Genomic DNA, 20729 nt, shown 5'->3' on the forward strand with positions numbered 1-20729 from the left:
CCACCCCTCCCCCCTCAGCGGCACATTACGACGTGCCAGAGTTCTGGCCAGCTAGATTGAGGCGAATGCCGAATCAAGTGCCGCCAGGCCGCCAATTCCCTCGGTAAATTCCCTCAGAGTATCTCCATCCCCTTCGACTAACTCGAACGGCAGCGGGTGCGCCGCTAAATCGTGGGCTTCGCTCTCCCCAACCGTGCCGTCACTGAGGGTAACAGTTGTGGTGGCGAAATGCGTGAAAGCTAATGGAGGGATTGAGTCGTCACCAAGACCGAAGAACACGTTGTCAGAGGTCAACGCGTCAATGGTCACCCCGATCAGCGAAGTCGTCGACTCGCCTGAGGCTCCGTCAACATCAATCACCAGAGCCGATTGGCCATCAATGGTCGTCTCTATGGAATTCGCGGCAAGGTCCTCCAGCGAGGTTAAGGTTGCGAATCCGTCGGATTCACGTGCGAAGTCGCCAACGTCGAGAAGGTCTTCAAACGGATTGAAATCAGTGATGACATCATTGCCAGTGGTCAGCGGGAAGAGATCGGCTCCGCCGCCGCCGGTCACTGTGTCGTCGGATTCAAACCCTTGCAGTTTTTCCGACTCGTCGGTTCCAACCAGAGTAGCCTCGACGGGGACGACCTCATCCGAACCGTCATCATCGCTTTCCTCGGTTTCGTCTTCTTCAGTATCCTCGCTCAAATCCTCTTCATCGTCGGCCTCATTCTCATCCGTGTCATCGCAGAGGTGCTCTTCCTCTTCGGATTCATCCGTTTCATCGTCGGAGCTTAGCTCCTCCGGGTCCTCATCTTCATCGATTTCTTCATCATCTTGAGTGTCACTTTCTAAGTCATCTTCCTCACAGATGTCCTCGTCGTCGCAGATGCGTTCAGGATCGTCGAGATCCATCTCCGCGTCGAACTGGCCGTCTGAGTCCATGTCGTCCTCGGGATCAGCGAATTCTGGATCCGAGGTATCGTGAGCAGCGTCGTCAGGATCCGTCTCAAGAACTTTTGACGCATCGACCTCATCGGCTTCGTTTTGTGGTTCCTCTTCGTCTGAATCTGAATCGGACGCCGGTGCTTCCAGTGTGGATGATCCGCTCGACACTTCGCCACTGTTCAAAGCCTGTGAGCTTTCTGCTTCGCCGGAAGAATTGCTTGTTGCCCCATCAAAGTTGGTGAGTGTGCCAGGATCAACCAAGATGCCGTCGCCCCCCTCGTTTGTCATGTCGTAAAGCGGTGGAGTTGTGGGCGTTGTTGCCGGTGCACTGCCAACCACTCCGCCGTCAATGAAACTTACCGGCATTGCGTCACTCGGTAGGATCGCTCCGCCAAACGAGGTTCCGTAGGTATCCCAGAGCTGTTGATTCGTCAGTCCCACGAACTCTTGCGGGATGGGCACGACACTCTCTGGATCGGACGACTCGACCGGTACATGGTCATCCGCCTGCTGGTCGAAGTACAACGACTGTCCATTGAGTTGGATCCGATCAGACATCAAGAAGAAATACGGCTGGTAACCGTCGCCTCCTGTATCCGCTTCCATGACGACATTCCTCCGTTGACCAGCCGTGTTTTGAACAGCCGTGCCATCGAGGCTCTCGAAGGTGACGTTGTTCATGTTCAACTTGCGTGCCGACTGGCGGGCCTCGGTGATCACCAGGTCAGTCGTATTGGCGAGCTGCAGATTGCTGACCGTCCAATCATCTTGACGTGGAGCAAGTAGGCCAACGCCGTAGCCTTCGATGCTGACATTTTCGATCACGCCTGGGCCGCGGCTTACTTCGTTGTACATGTCGATTCCGACACCCGTGTCTGCCGTACCTCCGTTTTGTACCCACGGGTCGCCGATACCGATCAGTCGTGCATTCTTAAGCGACATTCGTTCGTTGTAATTCATCAGCACGCCGTCGCGCGATCCCCACACCGTCAGGCCATCGACCACCGGGTTAAGCGTGTCGATGTAGGCCTGGTTTGGTTTCGCGTGGAAGGGGCTACCGATCTCGCCGAGGTAGACCGATGAGTGGACATATCGCGAGCGGAAGCCAACGGTCGCTCCATAGGATTCGTTGTTGCTGATCTCTGCCAAGGGTGCCCACCAAGTCGGAATCGTCTCACGGCCAGTGATCAGATGTCCGTTCGCGATGTTTGCAGTTTTCACTGTCGCGCGGCCACGATCTTCCTCCACGAGGCCATCGCTCCAGATAATGATTCCGTGACCTGAAGCACCTGCAGACACGTTATCTCGCATGCTTACCAAGTGGCCGGAGAGCCAATAGCTGTCCCCATCCACCCCGAAGCTTTGCACATGAGCCTCCAGGTCGGGATCGATAGCGCCTCCGTCATCTAGTGTGAATGTTGGGCTCACCGTGCGGATGGCGATGTTACCAACCATCGAGCCGATTTCGTCTCCCGCTTCGGTGTAGAACGCGGCTCCCTTTACACCGTAGGAAACGTTGTTGACCATGTTCACGTGCCCGGAGTGGTTCACGAATCCCCAGCCGGGACTACCGTTCACCACGCTGCACTCGATCAGGGCCGGCTGACTACTCGGGTCGTTCCCACCACGGTGGAAGTGCACTGCGTAGCGACCACGCATATTGGTTCTTTCACCTGCTTCTGTGGTGAACACCACGCCTGCACTGGTTTCGTTGCCAACGACATCTTCAGCGAATTCGAAGAAGAGGTCGTCGAGCTCGCGTGACTTATCAGTGCGCCCCAATTCGTTAAAGCTGGTGTTCTTTACGTTCACATTCAATTGATGCATGAACATGATGTGGCCGCGACGACGGATCTCCGAGTTCTCTGAGACGAACTCAACGTTGCGTGTCGTATTGGCAACATACACGTTGAGATCCGTCTTCGGTGGAATGTGATCAAGTTGCAAAGCCTCGTTGAGCTGCACGATCGTGCCATCGATGGACTGAATCGTGCGCACTTCGTCACTCGTCGAGCCTTGCGTCCCCGTGATCACAATCTGGTCGCCGACGTTCCAACCCGTTGGAACAGATTTTAACTGAATCGAGGTCGCACCAGCGGCGGGGTGGCTCGCCAGGGTGACCCGGTGCGTCGTCTCAGCACCGTGAATGTCGACCGGTCCCTGCAGCAACGCACCGCGACTGAGTTGTTGGGGATCCCATTTCTGATCAATGGCTCCGTCATCAGTGAAGACAACGCGAGCCGTGACGTTGGCAGCAATCGGATTCGTCGAGGTTCCCATGACGAAGCAGCCCGTCGGTGAACTGACGATCGTATCGACACGCAACTCGGTGTTCGTATTCGTGGCGAACTGTAGAGTTCCGTCAATGCGAATGGTTTTGAATTCTTCAGCGATCTGTCCATCGACGGTCAGAGTCATCCCTTCAGGAATGACAATCCTTGCCCCGGCGGTAGGCAGTGTCCCGTTCTGCCAAACACTCGGATCCGACCAGTTGCCCGAGGCGACGACGGTATTAGTCGCTTGATCGAGCGATACGAGAGCCATCGCCGCCGGATTCGCGGGATGGCCTGTGTGGCCATGATTCCCACCGCCATGGTTTGCTCCATAATTGGCGTCCCAGGCTGCTAGTTCCGTCTGCGCAGTCGAAGTATTTTCCGTCGTGCTGGTCTGCTGCCATTGAAGAAAGTCAGCGCCACTGATATTTCCATCGCCGTTGTGATCTCCATCGTGCATCGTGTCGCCCGCAAGCATCATTCGGGCTTCTAGATTCTCAAAGCGAAAAGGCTTTTGCACGAACTTTGGTATTTTGCGGGGCTGTCGGCGAAAGAAAGGCAACGAATCAAAGTCATTCCGTGTGTTCCTACACATGCTTTTGCCTCTTTCTGTTCTCGGTGAAAAGTAGTTGGCCCAAGTCTTAATTCCTGTTAGGCGATCCAAGGTGAGGGACTCTCCCAGCGATCTTGATCAGAACGGGTATTCAGCCTTCCGCTAGAAACAGAGCCAATCATGGCAATTTGTTTCCCAACTGTGGCGGGCTATACTTAGTTGCACACGAGTTGCGGCTTTCTAACACGATTTTTCAAGAAATCTTCAATCGGCTTTCGCGAGTGCCACAGGCCCGTGAAGCGGCAATTAGAGCAAGCTAAGGAATTCGCTTTTGCTGACGACCAAGCAGAGCTTGATTTTCCGCGTCCGTGATGCGGACGACCTTGAGGCTTGGACTGCGTTCGTCGATATCTACGGTCCGCTGGTCTGTCAATACGGCCGCCGACGAGGACTTCAAGACGCCGACGCCGCTGATCTCGCACAAGATGTGCTGCGGGAGGTAGCGTGCAGTATCAAGCGTTTCGATTACGACTCGGAACTAGGCCGATTCCGCAACTGGTTACTGGTCATCGCGCGATACAAGCTCAGCCATCTCGTACGCAAGAAAGGTAAGGCTCGAGGAACCGGTGACACAGCCAATCTGCGAGTCTTAGAGCAACAAACAGCACCCGACGAACTTGCCGACCAATGGGAAAGCGAGTACCGTAGCCACATGTTTCGATGGGCGGCTGAGTTGGTTCGTGCCGAGGTCAACGAGCAATCTTGGGAGGCTTTTTGGGCGACAGCCGTTGAAGGCCGAACCCCCACGACCGTCGCTGCTGCCTTGGGTATGAAAGTTGGTGCTGTTTATGTCGCCAAGAGCCGCGTGTTGTTGCGTATTCGTGAAAAGATTGCCTCCGTAGATGACTCGATCGGCGGGTAGCTGTTTATGGAATGTCCTACGGAAGAAACGCTCCGCCAACTCTGTCGTGGTCAGCAATCAGAAGAGCATGAAGCGCTCCTCTTCACCCATGTCGATCGCTGTACCAAGTGCCAAACGCTAATCGAGCAACTCGGTGGTGGGTCTCTCGAAGCGGCCCAATCGCTGCAAGACAAAGTCTCCGACGAAGAGTCCGTGGTTCTTCAAGAGCGCCTTCGCAAGCTTAAGAAAGAGCGGCCTTCCTCTGCTGGGACGCCGAGCGCGGTACGCTTCGAAGACCTTAGCCCTTGGATCGACGTTGGTGACGAAAGCCTGGGGCGCGTTGACGAGTATGATCTTGTGAGATGCGTTGGGCGTGGCGGAATGGGAGTTGTGTTTGAAGCTTACGATCGCAAACTGCAACGTTCCGTTGCCTTGAAACTGATGTCGCCCGCATTGCTAGCCGGTGAATCGAACGGCGAGCGATTCCTACGTGAGGCGCGTACAGCCGCGTCGATTAACCACCCCAACGTCGTCTCGATTCACGCGGTTTCTAAGATTCGGGAATTGCCCTACTTGGTCATGGAACTCGTCGATGGCGATTCCCTGCAGCAAAAACTTGAGACTGAGCCACCTCGCGACATCGATGAGATTGGTGCATTGGCTGCGCAGATCGCTGACGGACTTTCCGCGGCCCACGCCCAAGGGGTTGTCCACCGTGACGTCAAGCCTGCCAACATTCTCATCGAGCGGGGAACGGGCCGCGTGAAGCTGACTGATTTCGGACTCGCTCGTCGAAACTCGGATGACATTCTTACGCAGACCGGCAGCCTGCTCGGAACTCCCGAGTACCTTGCTCCTGAACAGATCGATGGCGGTGAGGTAGACTTTCGGGCAGATTTATTTAGCCTGGGCAGCGTGATCTATCACATGTGCGTGGGTGCACCACCGTACGCGAGTAACTCGATTGCCTCCACGCTTCATGCCGTTGCGACAACACCGCCCACGCCGATCCGAATCGCTAGGTCTGAAGTTCCCGCTTGGTTGTCTGGGTTAGTCGAGTGCTTACACGCCAGGAATCCCGCGCAACGACCAGCCGATGCAGCGTCGGTAGCGAGAATGCTCAGAGATCGGCAGAGGCCTGCTGTAGTTCCTGGGGCAGGAAGGTCGCTTGCGAACGACCGCTCTCGGGCGCTGATTAGCATCGCTGCTATCGCTGGAGCCTTGCTTCTCGGTTTGGTTCTAGTCATGGTCAGTGGGCGCTCCACTTCCTCTGCTTATAGGGCGGAGAACGCTACTGAGCTAATGGACCATATCGAGCAGCGCGAAGGCGACCTGGAAATCATGCTCGTTTCCAACGAAGAATACCGCCTTGAGGCCATCCACCTCGAAGGGCGTTCCATGAAGATTGCTGCTGGGGAAGGTTTCGAGCCAACTTTGATTTTCGGAGGCCAACCCGACGAGACGGCTTTTCATTGCGAAGAGGGTGAGCTCGTATTGGCGGGCCTGCGCATTGAGACTGATGATGACATCGGCCCAGCTGACGAAGACTCGCTGGAAGTAATGGAGCCAATTCTGTCTTGCGCCTTTGGTAGTATCACGCTCCAAGATTGCGAGATTGATGCGGGCCATCGCCGCTGTTTAAGCCTGGCCGAGTCGCATTGCACCATCAGTCAGTGTCGACTCGATTCCGAGGATACGGCATTCTATGTTGAGTCGGCGGACTCGATCCTCCTAGAGCTCGACGAAACGACTATCCAAAGCCAGATTGGTTTCGAGATTACCGCACCGATGGAAGGTCGACTGCTACTAGACACATGCACTTTTGAGGGCGAGGTCGCATTTGAGCTCATCTACTCGGATGACAGGTCTCGCCTCGATATAACCTCAAACGATAGCCAATTCGATTGCGGCACCGCCCTTTTCAGTTTATACGACGTTCCTTCTGATGCCTTGATGAACAAAGATACCTTTCGTCTAACCCACTTGCCTATCGTGAGCGGAACTGAAAACCAATTCTCAGAATTCTGGATGCACTTATTCAACGACGAAGGCGAGTTGGTGCGAGCTATATCTACCGAAGAGTGGCAAACAAACAATGATGGAGTGGACTGAGAGCTACCAACATGGGCAAGGACCGACAGCCTCGAGGTTATGAGGCAATGCGAACGAATCCAGTACCAAGTTATTGTTTTCAAAACGCTATTCAAGGTTCAATACCCTCTTCTCTCCAGCCAACACTTGTAATCTCGATGTATGCAGCAAGAAATCACTGCATTTTGTTATTGCAAAGGAGTAGTGTGGATCGAGCATCGTCACTTGCGCAACACAGTGAATGAGGTAAATAGTAAACATTCAAGTGAGCTCCTGCTGCCTAGCTACCGACCGCTTGGCATTAGCCCGACTGTGGATTTCTAGTAGGGTATTGGGTATGCATGGACACGTAATTGTTCTGGGCGAACTACTTGAATCAGCCCATTGTCGTTAGAGTGACGTGATTGATATCAGGATCTGAAAGTAAAGCCAATGAGTCACGCTATTTGGCTGGAATCTCTGTCCATTTCTACGCAATCGTGGCGTTATGATAGGTGGCCCTCAGGTTTCATTGGATAGTGAATCCACTGGGGCTCCTCGGATTTCCAACTGCTAGGTTCGGGTTCGTCCATTGCCTACAGTCTGTGGAATGATTTCTGACGCTATACGAAATTGATTCAATCGCACAGCCAAAAGGTCGTTGGGAGGGAACTCTACGACTATCAGGGCGCCCAGTTGCTACAAAGGAACCTTGCCGACGATGCCGAGCAAGTGGATCTGGCTGCCTAACTTACTAAGCGATTGAACGTGGCCCCAAAAGTTGCATCCGGCAACGTGTACAAGAAAGAGTAAGGAAGTGAAGTGTTTGTCGATCTGTTTGAACTCGTGCACGACTGCTGGCGCGGTGGAGCGGTGTAGTTCGGTGAGTGCGGAGGTTGCTTGAATGGGATTGATGGTGCTGCAGAATGATTTCACTAGTGATTAAGAACACGTTGCTAACAGGGATATTCATCATTTCCCTGCTCAGGTGTGTCATCGCTGCGGAAGTCTACAACGAATCCGATGGGGTGGTCATCTTTGAGATTGAAAGCACCAATTCGCCCTACGGACTCTGGAAGCAGAAGACAACTCTTGCTGGCTTCTCCGGTAGTGGCTACATGGAGTTCACCGGTAATGATTACAGTCTTGGGGCGGCAGTCTCTCCATTGTTTTATCATTTCAAGATCAACAAGGGGGGGACGTACCTGTTCGATCTTCACTGCGCAAAGATGGCAGTCAAAGGGCACACAGACTGGGCAAATGATTGTTACATTCGCGTAGTTGGGGATTACACCGCGGCCCCAGGACCACACGACGTCCCCAAAGGCAATGCCTCTCTCAGTTTGCTGAAAAGTGACACAAAGTATTTTGGGGGCAAAAGCGATGCCTGGGAGTGGGCTTCAGGGGACTATCATTTCACTGGCGGCCGCCTCGATCCCGGTGGAAAAAAGAATAAACGCACCGCGCTCTATAAGTTCAAATCTGGCGAAATCTACACCCTGGTCATTTCTGGTCGCTCCAAGTCCTTTCGAATCAACCGGGCTATGTTCCGCCATACGTCGGCATCTAAGCGAGCCGCCCAGACCTTGAGCAGCGAGGAATCGAGCAAAACGGACGGCATACCTCCGATTCCCGACGATCTTGATAAGAAAATCAACGCTGCCAGTTTCGATAGGGAATCCCACGCCAGCAACGACACGATTATTAAGAGTAACAAATCTCACATCAGTAATACTAAAGATGAATCTTGGATCTGTTTCCAAAGTTTTGATTTTGGAACCGGCCTGGGCCGGAGCATTGAAGTGCAGTCGGCCAGCGCGAGTCCTGAGGGAGGCACTATTGAAGTACGCACTGGTTCAGCGACCGGCACACTATTGGGTACCATTGACATCCACAAGACTCAAACCTGGAATGACTATGAGCTTTCTAGCGCGAACCTGGCTGGTGCAAGCGGCAAGAAGGATCTGTTCTTGGTCTTTCGGGGCGGCAATAGAAACCTGTTCAACCTTAGAGACTTCATTATCAGGTCCGGTGTCTCTGTTGACGAGAGATTGCCCACAACCCCCGTACGCCCACCTGCAGGTCGAGTCGCTTACTTGGCAGACGGCAACTCACCTGACCCAGATGATCTCGGAGGGTCGGCAGCTGCCCTTGCTATGTTGCGTGCTGCTAACCTCGCTGACCGACTCGCCTACTTTGCCCACAGCTGCGACCTGGTGAGAGCAAGCAATATCTCTGCAAAAGATGAACTGAACAGACAAAAACTGTTGCAAGCCACGTGCGAAGATACTGCGACCAGATGGGGCGGATTCGAGCACATTACTTTTTGGAATTGCAGAACCCAGCAATCAGAGGCCATTTACAGACTCGTCGACCAAATAAACGCCTCGTCCGAGCAAGACCCACTTTGGATTCTTGAAGCGGGTGAACCCGACATCATTGGCTATGCGTTGAAGAAAGCCAATCCTGCAAAAGTCCCCTTTGTCAAACTTCTAACTCACCATCTGGCAAACGACGATAGCGGTGACTATTTCAAATGGAGACAGATTCTCGAGTTTGGAACCGAAGTGGTGCGCATTCCTGACCAAAACGGATACGACGCGCATCTCGGCAGGGGGCTCCAAAGACCGCTCTGGGCCTTCCACTGGGCTAGGGATCACGAAGACAGCCGCATTCGAGAGCTGTGGCGACATGGAAAGATTGCCGAAGAAGATTCGGTGGTCGGCTTTCAAGATGGCAAGTTCGATATTTCGGACGCTGGGATGATGTTCTACTGGATCACTGGCGGTAATTCAGCAACTCCTGGATATCGACAAGCTACTGTCCATGATGTGCGAAAACTGCTCGAAGACTATGTCGCAAAAGTTAAATAGAACGTCTCCGTCTTGTTCAAGGAAGCACTCGATTTACAACCGCAGCCCCACATCTACCTGTCCCGGCCTGGAAGACGTCATGACTGCAACGCTTAGAAACTGATTGCCTAGCAGCGGTATTGTCAAACTATTTGTGACATTATTGGTTCTACTTGGAGCCACCGTATCCAACCTGACCGCCAGGGAATCTTTAGGAGAGGGATTCCAATCATCGCCTAATTCTGCGAAACCGCATTACATGGTGACATTGGATGAACGGATACGTTTCAGCGGAAGGCATTACAGCCGACCTGGAAGCGATGAAGCGTGCAGGCATTGGGGGCTTTCAAGCTTTCCATATCTAATGGCGAATGTCTGAGGGCCCCGTAACGTATATGGGTAAGGAGTGGCGCAAGCTAATGAGGCACACAATTAGCGAGGCCGAACGTATGGGCCCGGAAATGTGCTTCCACAACTGCACCGGCTGGTCCAGTAGCGGAAGGCCATGGATTACTCCTGAAGACTCCATGATGAAAGTAGTTAGGTCTGAACAACAAGTAGTGGGGGTGGGCGTTGCCGAGGGACTCAAGCTGAAAAGCTTGACAAAAGAGTCACCTCTCCCGCGGAGAATCCTATGCCTCGGGAATCTCTTGTGGAGAAACGAATTCCAGATATGCCTTTGGCCTCTCGAAGACTAAAAGCCGGCCGCTCGGAGCACGCATTCCTCAACCTGAAGGATTGGAATCTGCGGCAACTCCCACTACATTACGGGTACATCACACGAGACGCAGGGGTGCATGAAAGAGGGATTCTCACTTCTTTATCTATTCTCGCATCGATTCAACAACCGCCGAATCCTATTTAGGGGATTGCTCTCACAGACATGGGTGATATCAAAATCGAAGTTTGGGACGCAACAGGTAACAAACGCCAGCTGGTTGAAGTGCCCTCGAATGCCGAGGTCAATCGTTTGATTGCTGTACTGATCGAACGCATGAACTTGCCTCGACATAGTCCCGACGGGCAGGCCATGAGCTATAAGTTTCATCACAAAAGTTCGGGGAGACAGTTATTGGATACTGAGACCCTCGAGTCTGCGTCGGTTCAGGATGGCGACATCCTTCGGCTGCAACCTGAGATCACTGCCGGAGTAGGCAAGTTGGATGCCTCTTCTTCTACCAGCCTGAAGAAGGGCAGGGCGGTGTGAGCGAAGTCCTCCGATTAGTCGATCTTAACGCGGACGGTGGCGGCAATCCTGGTGACGGTCGTTTCGCACGTTTTGAATTGATCGGCTGGTGGGACCAGCGGCGGCTGAAGGAGGCGAAAGCCTTAGTCATTGGCGCGGGAGCTCTGGGTAACGAAATCATCAAGAATCTGGCTCTACTTGGTGTGGGTCAGGTGTTGATTGCCGACCTCGACCAGATTGAGCACTCCAACCTTTCCCGTTCCGTCCTCTATCGAGCTGAAGATTGCGGTCGCAGCAAGGCGGAAGTTGCTGCTGAGCGTGCCCGCGATATCTATCCTGATATCAGAACGCATTCGTTCCACGGGAACATCGTCTACGACCTTGGTCTGGGCCTGTACCGCTGGGCTGACGTGATTCTCGGTGGCCTCGACAATCGCGAAGCGCGCGTCGCCATTAATCAGTCCGCTGCGCGAACTGGGAAACCTTGGATTGATGGAGCGATAGAAAGGCTCGATGGCGTCGCACGCGTTTTTGATCCAGCTGTGGGTCCTTGCTACGAATGTACAATGAGTGAGGTCGATTGGAAGATGCTCGAAGCACGTCGCAGTTGTGCATTACTCACTCGCGATGAGATGGAGCAGGGCAAAGTACCAACCACCCCCACAACCTCTTCAGTCGTCGCTGGCATTCAAGTCCAGGAAGCTGTGAAAATGCTGCACGGACTCGATTCGCTCTCAGGCCAGGGATTCGTATTTGATGGCACGAACCACCAGAGCTATACCGTTAGCTACAGTCAGTTGCCGGACTGCCCCAGCCACGATGCTTTCGAGCCCATCGAAGTTCTAGACGCTTCGACGGAGATGACAGGGGGAGAGTTTCTCGATCTCATAAGATCGCAGATTGGGCCATCCGCGGTCATCGAAGTGAACCACGATCTGCTCTCGGGACTTGAGTGCCCAGAGTGTACCGAGACTGAGCCTTACTATGGTTCCCTGGGAAGAGTAACAGAGTCCATGGGCAAGTGTCCAGGTTGCGGTGCAGCACGGACTCCTAAGATTTACCATACGATTGACGAGAATTTCTCCAATCTTGAAGCCACGCTCGGGGAACTGGGCGTGCCTTTGTGGGATGTGATAGGAGGCCGCGAAGGCGTGAACGCGAAGTACTATGAGTTTGCTGCCGACCGCTCAAGAGTTCTAGGGAGTCTTGCCCAGCCAGTGAATAGGGAGTTCGCCGAATGAGCACTTCACAGGACAGAATTGACGTTACTCATCTCGCCCGTGAGCCCCTCGAGGACGCGACATTCCCAGTCGGTACTGAAGCTGATTTCCGGCTTCACATGACCCCCTCCGTACGAGGCGGAATCGAAGAACATGCCAAGGCCGATACTTCAGTTGAAATTTGTGGCGTTTTGGTTGGCAAGTGGGGCAAGGACGAGAACGGCCCCTTTGTCTCCGTGACGGACTATATCCGTTGCGATAACGCCGACAGCAAGTTTGCTGAGGTCACCTTCACTCACGACTCTTGGGCGAAAATCAATGCGGAAATGGACAAGAAGCCCGACGATTCAAGAATCGTCGGCTGGTATCACTCCCATCCTGATTTCGGGATCTTTCTCTCCGATCGCGACTGTTTCATTCAAGAGAATTTCTTCTCAGGACCGGGACAGGTGGCCTTCGTTGTGGATCCCATCAGGGACCTGGAGGGAATGTTTGCCTGGCGTGGCGGGAAACCGACCCCGATGTCACACTTTTGGATCGGTGACCAAATCCGCACGGTCAGCGCAAGCGAGCGCAACCCGGAAGCGGAGGCGAAGCAAGCCGCCCCGGCTGCCAGTTACCAACCCGTAACAGGACAGGCAACGGGCGATTCGTTGTTGTCTATGCCACTCTTGCTTGCCCTTGGCAGTGTAATGTTGATGACCTTGGGATACTTTCTAGGCAACATGAAGAGCCGCTGGGAGCAGCAGAAGATTGTCCAAGGGGCGGTCGCCCATTATGGTCTTACGAAGGTGATGAAGTTTGGGCTGAAAGACGACCTGGCTATTGTCCTTGCGTATATCAATCGAGCAGAAAAACTTCGCCGGGCGATACCGAAGGATCAATCGGATATCGACGAGGAACTCAGAAAGGAAATTGAGAAAGCAGATCAGGAAGTGTCTCTTCTCCTAGGAAAGGCATTCGTCGCCCTTGCTTCGATTCAGCAACACTATGGCCTTGATCGCCTGGAACAGTCCGCCATCGAGGAGATTCTCAAAAAGCAAGACGAACTGAATCGGGTTCCGCCACCGAAAGAGAAAGCCAAACCTAAGGCCAAGCCGAACCCCTCAGCCAATGAGGAAAGGTCAGCGAAGAATAGCGGCGAACAGAGCAAGCCAGCGTCAGAATCTCAAGAAGATACGAGGCTGGTTCCCGACGATCCGCCAAGCGCACCACAAGCCCCGGTGAAGCCTAAGAATAACAAACCGCCCGAAGATACTGAGAAACCGAGCACTGAGCCAACTGAAAACTGAACAATTCAAACTGAAAACTCAAATCTCTTGTCCGACCCCATCCGAATAAGCACGACCGACCTGCGATCACCTGAGGTTGACGAGTACGTTGAGATGCAACAGTATCTCACGCGTGATTTCGATGCCGGCGCGTCACGGCCGTGGGTCATTCGCATGATTTATGCGAACTGGTTCTATCTTTCAATCGCTGCGATGCTGGGCGGACTTGTTGGATGGGGAATTTTGGAACCTTTTTATGACGATAACGCGCCAGAAGACAAGCGAACTCTAGTCGGGATACTGGTGTTCCCAACCGTCGCTGCAACGATCGGACTTTTCCTTGGCGCTGCTGAAGGCATCATGTGTCGCAACTACGTTCGCGCGCTCATCAATGGAGCCGTGGGGCTCGGCGTCGGTTTCCTTGGAGGGTTAATATTCTTAATCCCTACGGGCATTGTCTTTTTTGCGATGCGCGAGCTCGCCCTCTCGCTATGGGAGAATCCAGCCCCCGGGAAAATGCCAACGGGTCTTGCGTTGATTGTCTTCATGATGGGGCGGGCGGCAGCATGGGCAATTGTTGCCATCCCCGCAGGGCTGGGCCAAGGCATCGCGATTCGCGAAAAGAAAGTGATTATCAACGGGCTCGTTGGCGGCTTGCTAGGAGGGCTGATCGGAGGCTTGCTCTTCGATCCTATCAGCATGGTACTCATTACTGACGATGGCCAAGCCACCTATAGCCGTGCTGTCGGTTTCGGCACCATTGGGCTTTTTGTCGGCCTCTTTGTTGGTCTCGTCGAGGGCTGGACCAAAACTGCTTGGCTGCTGATGCGCAAAGGGCCGTTGGCTGGAAAACAGTTTATTATGTTCAAGGATACCACCGTGCTGGGTAGCTCTCCTAAGGCAGACATCTATCTGTTCAAGGACGACGCCATTGAGCCCCAACACGCCCTGATCATCAATCGCGGCGGTCGTTTTGAGATCGAAGACTGCAACACCCCCGATGGAACGTATGTAAATGGCATCCCCACGAAACGACACTTGCTTTCCGACGGAGACCAGATTGTACTTGGCAAAACCGTCCTGGAATTCTCAGTGAAGGAAAACACCACCTAGAGCTACAAACAATCTGCAACCCATCTTTAAGATGTTTCGTACTACCAGCGTCTTAGCAATCCACAAAAACATTGATATCTCATCCCCCGGTAAACAAGAGTTCTTTTCCTGGAGTCAAACGTGGCTATCGAAGTAACATGTGAAAGCTGCGCGGCGAAGTTTCGCGCTGGTGATTCTGCCGCCGGTAAGCAGACAAAGTGCCCCAAGTGTGGTGGGGTTATACGAATCCCCGTACCGAACGCCGAACCGGAGATCTACGAAGCGGAAGAAGCTGACTTTGGTGGTTTTTCTGATGAGGAATTGGCCGGCCCTCCATCTCCACCAGACGTGTCTGGCGATGGCCGTAAGCCTTGTCCGGCTTGCGGTGAATCGATCATGCAAGAAGCTGTGAAATGCCGTTACTGCGGTGAGATTTTCGATCGCTCGCTCAAGGGAGTCCTCGGTAACACAGGTCAGGTTGATCCCGAAGCCTGGTCGAAGGTCCGAGGTGGACTGAACACGATTTACATTTGTACGGGGATCATTTTTGGTACCGCCATCCTGATGGGAATTCTTGGTGCCCTGACCGCAGCGATGGGCGGTGGTCAAGCTGGGGGTCCTGGGAGAGGCGCTGCGATCCTGATAATCTTGGGAGGGCTTGCGATTCTCGGTGCCGCAATTGGAATTCTCGTTGGCTATGTTCGCTGCACGAATGTTCCCCAAGAAAGCGGTGCGAAGGGCTTTGTTACTTGGGCGGTGATTTGCATGGTTGGCAACATCATCCTCAATATTGCGGGACGAGGGGCAGAATCAGAAGCGATAACAGGTATCGGATCGCTAGTCTCTCTCGTCGGCAATGTCTTGTTCATTTTGTTTATTCGACGCGCCGCCACTTACCTCAACGACTACGAATTAGCTTCTAGCGCTGGCAAGTTTCTCATCTTCTGCGCGGCATTTATTGCTGGTTGTTTCGTGCTGGGATTCGCATTTGCTGCTGCAGCTGGTGGGGCGGCAGTCGCGATCGTTGGCCTTGTGTTCGTCGTTTCAGCGATTGTTTTTCTTCTTTGGTTCCTGCGTTTGATTCGAGGACTCAGGGATACGATCGACCAACGCATCGGATTCTAGTTCTCGGGTGAGGGGAGTAACAAAGTAAGCATTGTCCAATTCCGTCATTACATGTGACTGTGGCGTTCAGCTTCGCGTGCCTGAGGGGCCCGCGGGGCGGGCGCTGCGCTGTCCCAAGTGTAAGGCGGGAATTGCCGTATCCGCGGAGGCGACGGTGCTCGAAAGCACCCTTTTGTCCGGTGGTCGGATGACCATGTGCCCGATTTGCCAGACGCAGATTCAGCCCAACGAAAACTGCGTTACCTGCCCCGGTTGCGATCAAATCCACCATCAGGAGTGCTGGGCGGAAATCGGAGGTTGTGGAACCTACGGCTGCCAGCAGGCCCCCAACCTGGAAAAGCCTGACGCCACAGATGTGGCAACGACCACGGGATGGGGCGACACGAAGAACTGCCCTGCGTGTGGTGAAGAGATTAAGTCGATCGCTTTACGATGCCGGTACTGCAATACGGATTTCGACTCCGTTGACCCGATGACAAGTACCGACCTCAGACATCGCGCGAAGTTAGAAAGCAAGATATCAGGGGTCAAAAAAAATATAGCTATCTTGTTCGCACTGTCACTGTTGGGCTGCACAGGGCCGTTTGTCGCGATTGGCACGCCAATTTACTTCCTTCCCCGTCGTGGAGAAGCTGCACGAGCAGGGCCTTTATTCGTTATGATGGGATGGGCGGCCATTGCTATCTCTTGGTTGTTCTCGCTGTTGCTAGTCGCAGGTCTAGTTAGCGGCAGCTTTTAAATTGCCCGAAGCCCGCTCACGTTAACGCCTGAGATTTCCGAAGTGTCTGCATCCTCACCCCGACTGACGACAGCTGGCGAACGAGAAACTGGGACCGTCTGCGCCGCTTGCTCCGCGGACATCAACCTCGGCGATGCGGTAGCGCTTTGTGGAGATTGCGGATCGATCCATCACGCATCCTGCTGGAATGAGTCAAATAGCTGCCGGGCTTATCAGTGCTCGCCCGGGAAGCTGACGGGTAATAATTCGGGCCAAGTACCGATAACTGTCACGCCCCTTGATCTGAGTGAAGCCACTCCGTTGCCGACGGCTCCCAAGCGCGTCTCAACCCAAGAGCTACTCAAACAACTCGACGAGCAACCCAAGGCGTGGAATCGTCTCGCGATTTGGGCTTTCGGAATCGCTCTGGCCGGAATTCCCCTGTTTGGGATTATTACTGGCGTCATCGCGATGATCATCGCTTGTGTTGCCTTAGTTTCGCATTCACAACGCAAGCGAGGACTGGGGCTGGCCGTAGCTGCCATGTTGCTTGGGCTAGTTGACGTCGTAGGTTGGTCGTTTGGGCTGGCTTACTTCTATGGCGACAAAGCGGCGCATGTCTCGCTCGATGAATTGGTAATTGATCCCGAGTCACTCGATGAGCTTCCCCAGCATCTGGCGCGAGCCATGCGTGCCAATGTCTTGATCTCCTCTGATCGTGGATTTGGTCGGGGTGGATTTGGGTCGGGCGTTATCTTGAAAATTGACGACGGAAAAGCACTCATCGTGACGAATCGCCACGTAATTGATGCCAACTACTCCGATAGCACTCAGAACGCCCCCGAAGACCTCAGCGATCTGGCCGAGGTGGCCATTACGGTTGTATCACAAACCACGATTCCCGCAGTCGTTGAGTGGGTCGCGCCCCACGGAGTAGACCTAGCGATCTTGTCCGCTCGTGTGAGCTCTCCTGAAGTGCGAGCTGCGCGATGGCTTGATCATGCAAAACCGAAAATTGGCGACATGATCTTTGCGGTAGGTAACCCTCACGGCCTCGGTTGGACGCACTCTGAAGGAAGCGTTTCACAAGTCCGCCGGCAAAGAAAAGGTGCTTTCGACTACCGGATCTTGCAATCAACTGCGGCCATCAACCCAGGCAACAGCGGCGGAGGCTTATACAACGAGCAGGGTCAACTTATAGGTATTAATACCATGACTGGCGACAAAAGGGTCGCCGAAGGTCTCGGGTTCTCAATCGACTTTCAAACCCTCTTAGATCTAGTACCTAGGTGGCTCGCCTTACCCGAACAGGAAGAAAACAATGACGTCCTCAGCGATAGCGACTCTTAGGAGCCAAACTTCTTTGAACTCGTGATGCCGCCACTTAGATTAAGCCCTTGTCCATATACAAATGTCCAACGTTCGCCTCCGTCGCCTAACTGCTGATCATGAAAAGCTGCGTGAGTATGTGCGGCTGCACCCACGAGTCCGCTTGATTCAAGCAGACGGCACACCTCCAGAACGGTATCAGCTTGAGTATCGCATTAAGAGCGTGCGGATGCGTGATGGTGAATTACAAGAGACACTCAGCCACATGGTCGAGATTCACCTTCCGCGCAACTACCCAAGAACTCCGCCACAGTGTCGGATGCTCTCTCCAGTGTTTCACCCCAACATAGCCCCTCATGCCATCTGTGTGGGGGATCATTGGGGTTCTGGAGAACCACTTCAATCGATCGTGACGCGAATTGGCGAAATGATCGCCTACCAAAGTTACAACGTGAAAAGCCCGCTCAACGGTGAAGCGGCTCGCTGGGTTGAGGATAACAAAGATCGCCTCCCACTTGATCCAGTCAGCCTCTTACCTGAAGAGGGGACATCGGAAGTAACGGCAGCGAGCAAACAATCAGACGCCCCACCCACGCCAGCCGCTAAGACATTCCCATCAGAGCCACCAGGAGATGTCGAAGCGACCCCGAAGCTTCTATCAATTGCCTGCCCTCATTGCCAAGCTTCGTATCGAGTGAAGGAGAAGTTTCATGGCCGCAAATTGCGTTGTAAGAAATGCCGCGAAGTATTTACCGTCGAAGCTGAATGATGGATTTGCGCGGCCTTGCAAGTGCCGCATCTTGACGCCATTGCTCGAACGCTAAGTCCAAATAAGCAACATGATCAGGCTTGCGACTCGACTACAACGAACACCGACCCCATAGCGTCTTTGGCAACCTGGCCCCGAAGGAATTTGTTTCAATTGGCCAGGATAGCCTGGCCAATTGAAGCTTCGGCTTTCACACTGCTGCCGGATCAGTAAATTGTAGCAGGTCAACCCCCGCAACACTTTCACTTAGGCCGGTACTGAAAACGGGGGAAGGTCAGGGTGCCACCAGCATTTGAGAAGGATAGAACGGAAGGACGCCAGAACGAGGATTTATTGATCCTAGCATGAACTCCTTCTCCCACTATTCCTTCGGGGCCGTCTTTCAGTGGATGGTCGAGAACATCGGCGGAATTCGCAGGCGTTTGCCAGGTCATCACCATTTCCCATCACCCCACAAGTCGGCGGCTATCTTACTTGGGCCAATACTTCCTGCAAAAGTATCTTTGGTTTAATCGAATCGCGGTGGCGAAAACCTAATGGTCGTTATCAACTCAAGCTGACCGTCCCATGCACCACCGCTAGAGTCCATAGTCCCACAACCGATCAAGCAAAGATTCGCGAAAGTGGACAGCCGATTACCTCAGTCGAAGGGGTGCACGAAATCTGTACATAGGGCAATGAAACGATCTTGCTTGTTGGCTCGGGCGTATATGAGTTCGAGGTTGAACTTTCCAAGCCGAGCAAAGACAAGTGAGCGGCAAGCTAAGGTTTGCTACTTAGTTAGCATTATTCAGGGGCGGTGTTGAGCGACTTGCGCACATACGGCAAGGTGTGGTCCGCCCACATTTCGCCATGGGCTTTTAGACCTTTGGGGCTGAGGTGGATTCCTTTGCCATCGAGATCGCGGTGATCTCCCGTCAGTACATCGGTATCTGGGCCCTGTAGTGCGATTCCTTTTTCCCACAATTGTCGTTGGGCGGAACGAACGTTTTCGAAAGACGGCTCCTTGGCATTGTGATAGGAGGCTTGGGCTACGAACCAAGGAAACTCCCATCCGGCCTGTTGAGTGGAAGCGAGAATTGTGTTCTTAAGCTTTTCGTAATACTCAGCCGACGGCATGCCGACGTCCGATTCACCCTGATGCCAGAGCACAGCGCGAAAGCCCTGCGGCCCAAGTTGGTTGATTCGCTTAAGCATCCATCCTTGGAAGAGATCCCCATCGGGCTGCCAGTTATTGACGCTCGTCCCTCCGAAACCGGTCGTTGCCACGCCGATGGGAACGCCGAGTTCCTGGTACATCTTGTCGCCGAATGCTGGCCAAAAGCTCCCTCCTTGCGTGCGATCCGCCACCCCAGGTTGTGGATCGTCGGCGATTTGCCAGTGTGTGCCGCTGAATGAAGAAACCATGCCGGTCGTTTGTTGCGTTTTGAATTGCCCACTGTTGGTCGAGTTGGATTGGCCCGCCCCGACGAATACCTCGCCAACGCCAAAGTGGTCGACTTTGCCGCTCGCTAATGGCATCCTTTGTCTGTCGATTGCACGCGCTTCAAGCGTGTACCAGCCGCCTGCGGGAACATTCATCCATTGGCTGAATTGATGGGTCTGGGCGCTATACTCGACGCGTTGCCATTCCTGTTGCTGCGGTGAGAGTTCGTCGCCAATGAGCCTTATCTCAAGCCCCGTGGCATCAACCTCGGTGCGACCGCTGATGAGTACACGACCACGCTGCGCTGTTTCCCGCTGGATAACTTGGTACTCTCGCGGCGAGGTGATGGTCAGGTCTTGGGGCGGCGGTACGGCGTTGAGCTTCAATATCTGTAACCGCTCTTGTTCGTTGGTAGAACCTGCCTTGAAAGTCACCGTTTTCTTCGCCCCTGGCGGCAGTGTGGTTTGCACCACTTGATGCGGTCCCTGCCAGGGGCCCCAGAGTTTGTCAAAGCCATCGATCTTTAACTTCTGTTTGCCCATGAAGAAGCTTGCCTCAGAGAACTCGCCTGTGAGCGCGGTTTTCTGCAAAGGGCCTTCATTGATCGAAACCTCTCCGACGTAGCCATTGAAGACTACGAAGAATACCATCTCTGCTTCCGATTTGTTCGCGAGCCGCATCGTGAGCGACTTTTCTGCAAACTCGTAGCGTACCGTCGCTAAATCGCCGCTCGCGACGATGACACTTTCCTCTGGTCGTTCGAAGTTTGGCAGGTTCAGCGTTTTTCCTTGAAAAAAGTAAGCTCCCCGAGAGACGCTCACCCCAGGTGCCAGAAAGTTCATTCCCCCGGGGGCGAATTTCGTGAGGCATCCGTCTCGTTCGACGCGTGCCGAATAGCTGGACGTTTCAATGGCAAATGGTTGTTCTTCGAGCTTGATGTTGACTTTCGCGAGCACACACTCGCAACTTATTAAGCAGGCGAGGGTGGTCATCACCAAACGATCCATGTGCAAT

At 53.7% G+C, this 20729-nt stretch carries 14 protein-coding genes; 11 read left to right on the top strand and 3 right to left on the bottom strand.

The features are described 5' to 3' along the window. Positions 1 to 51: 51 nt before the first annotated feature. Complete coding sequence (locus RIB44_06300) at positions 52 to 3798, bottom strand: G8 domain-containing protein (GenBank protein ID MEQ8616187.1); 3747 nt, start codon at positions 3796 to 3798, stop codon at positions 52 to 54. A 289-nt stretch (positions 3799 to 4087) separates the two neighbouring features. On the opposite strand from RIB44_06300, the gene RIB44_06305 reads away from it, so the two are divergent. Beyond that, positions 4088 to 4678 carry a sigma-70 family RNA polymerase sigma factor gene (locus RIB44_06305; protein MEQ8616188.1) on the top strand — a complete coding sequence of 197 codons (591 nt, stop codon included), beginning with the start codon at positions 4088 to 4090 and terminating at the stop codon, positions 4676 to 4678. A gap of 6 nt (positions 4679 to 4684) precedes the next feature. Beyond that, complete coding sequence (locus RIB44_06310; protein MEQ8616189.1) at positions 4685 to 6769, top strand: serine/threonine-protein kinase; 2085 nt, start codon at positions 4685 to 4687, stop codon at positions 6767 to 6769. A gap of 657 nt (positions 6770 to 7426) precedes the next feature. Here the strand turns inward: RIB44_06310 and RIB44_06315 are convergent. After that, positions 7427 to 7663, bottom strand: coding sequence for a hypothetical protein (locus RIB44_06315; protein ID MEQ8616190.1), 237 nt, complete (start codon positions 7661 to 7663; stop codon positions 7427 to 7429). A 2-nt stretch (positions 7664 to 7665) separates the two neighbouring features. On the opposite strand from RIB44_06315, the gene RIB44_06320 reads away from it, so the two are divergent. From RIB44_06320 to RIB44_06360, 9 genes are all read left to right on the top strand, one after another. Next, a complete protein-coding gene (locus RIB44_06320; GenBank protein ID MEQ8616191.1) occupies positions 7666 to 9600 on the top strand; it encodes a carbohydrate-binding protein in 1935 nt (644 codons plus the stop codon). Positions 9601 to 10462: 862 nt separating this feature from the next. Further along, positions 10463 to 10786 carry an EsaB/YukD family protein gene (locus RIB44_06325; protein ID MEQ8616192.1) on the top strand — a complete coding sequence of 108 codons (324 nt, stop codon included), beginning with the start codon at positions 10463 to 10465 and terminating at the stop codon, positions 10784 to 10786. After that, complete coding sequence (locus RIB44_06330; GenBank protein ID MEQ8616193.1) at positions 10783 to 12006, top strand: ThiF family adenylyltransferase; 1224 nt, start codon at positions 10783 to 10785, stop codon at positions 12004 to 12006. The genes RIB44_06325 and RIB44_06330 overlap by 4 nt, the downstream gene beginning before the upstream one ends. Continuing rightward, positions 12003 to 13277 carry a Mov34/MPN/PAD-1 family protein gene (locus RIB44_06335; GenBank protein ID MEQ8616194.1) on the top strand — a complete coding sequence of 425 codons (1275 nt, stop codon included), beginning with the start codon at positions 12003 to 12005 and terminating at the stop codon, positions 13275 to 13277. The genes RIB44_06330 and RIB44_06335 overlap by 4 nt, the downstream gene beginning before the upstream one ends. 27 nt (positions 13278 to 13304) lie before the next feature. Beyond that, positions 13305 to 14369 carry an FHA domain-containing protein gene (locus RIB44_06340; GenBank protein ID MEQ8616195.1) on the top strand — a complete coding sequence of 355 codons (1065 nt, stop codon included), beginning with the start codon at positions 13305 to 13307 and terminating at the stop codon, positions 14367 to 14369. Between the two features lie 120 nt (positions 14370 to 14489). Next, a complete protein-coding gene (locus RIB44_06345; GenBank protein ID MEQ8616196.1) occupies positions 14490 to 15473 on the top strand; it encodes a hypothetical protein in 984 nt (327 codons plus the stop codon). A gap of 31 nt (positions 15474 to 15504) precedes the next feature. Further along, positions 15505 to 16212: an RING finger protein gene (locus RIB44_06350; GenBank protein MEQ8616197.1), complete on the top strand. Its 708-nt coding sequence runs from the start codon at positions 15505 to 15507 to the stop codon at positions 16210 to 16212. Between the two features lie 42 nt (positions 16213 to 16254). Beyond that, complete coding sequence (locus RIB44_06355) at positions 16255 to 17541, top strand: trypsin-like peptidase domain-containing protein (GenBank protein ID MEQ8616198.1); 1287 nt, start codon at positions 16255 to 16257, stop codon at positions 17539 to 17541. A gap of 61 nt (positions 17542 to 17602) precedes the next feature. Continuing rightward, positions 17603 to 18289: a ubiquitin-conjugating enzyme E2 gene (locus RIB44_06360; GenBank protein ID MEQ8616199.1), complete on the top strand. Its 687-nt coding sequence runs from the start codon at positions 17603 to 17605 to the stop codon at positions 18287 to 18289. Positions 18290 to 19075: 786 nt separating this feature from the next. Here RIB44_06360 and RIB44_06365 read toward each other — a convergent pair. Further along, a complete protein-coding gene (locus RIB44_06365) occupies positions 19076 to 20722 on the bottom strand; it encodes a sialate O-acetylesterase (protein MEQ8616200.1) in 1647 nt (548 codons plus the stop codon). Positions 20723 to 20729: the final 7 nt, after the last annotated feature.

It is taken from the genome of Lacipirellulaceae bacterium (assembly GCA_040218535.1).
Classification (GTDB): domain Bacteria; phylum Planctomycetota; class Planctomycetia; order Pirellulales; family Lacipirellulaceae; genus Adhaeretor.

Bases quoted from the DNA above. Each gene is read 5' to 3' on its own strand.
- RIB44_06300 (MEQ8616187.1), bottom strand. From the start codon at position 3,798: ATGTGTAGGAACACACGGAATGACTTTGATTCGTTGCCTTTCTTTCGC.
- RIB44_06310 (MEQ8616189.1), top strand. From the start codon at position 4,685: ATGGAATGTCCTACGGAAGAAACGCTCCGCCAACTCTGTCGTGGTCAG.
- RIB44_06325 (MEQ8616192.1), top strand. From the start codon at position 10,463: ATGGGTGATATCAAAATCGAAGTTTGGGACGCAACAGGTAACAAACGC.
- RIB44_06335 (MEQ8616194.1), top strand. From the start codon at position 12,003: ATGAGCACTTCACAGGACAGAATTGACGTTACTCATCTCGCCCGTGAG.
- RIB44_06360 (MEQ8616199.1), top strand. From the start codon at position 17,603: ATGTCCAACGTTCGCCTCCGTCGCCTAACTGCTGATCATGAAAAGCTG.
- RIB44_06365 (MEQ8616200.1), bottom strand. From the start codon at position 20,722: ATGGATCGTTTGGTGATGACCACCCTCGCCTGCTTAATAAGTTGCGAG.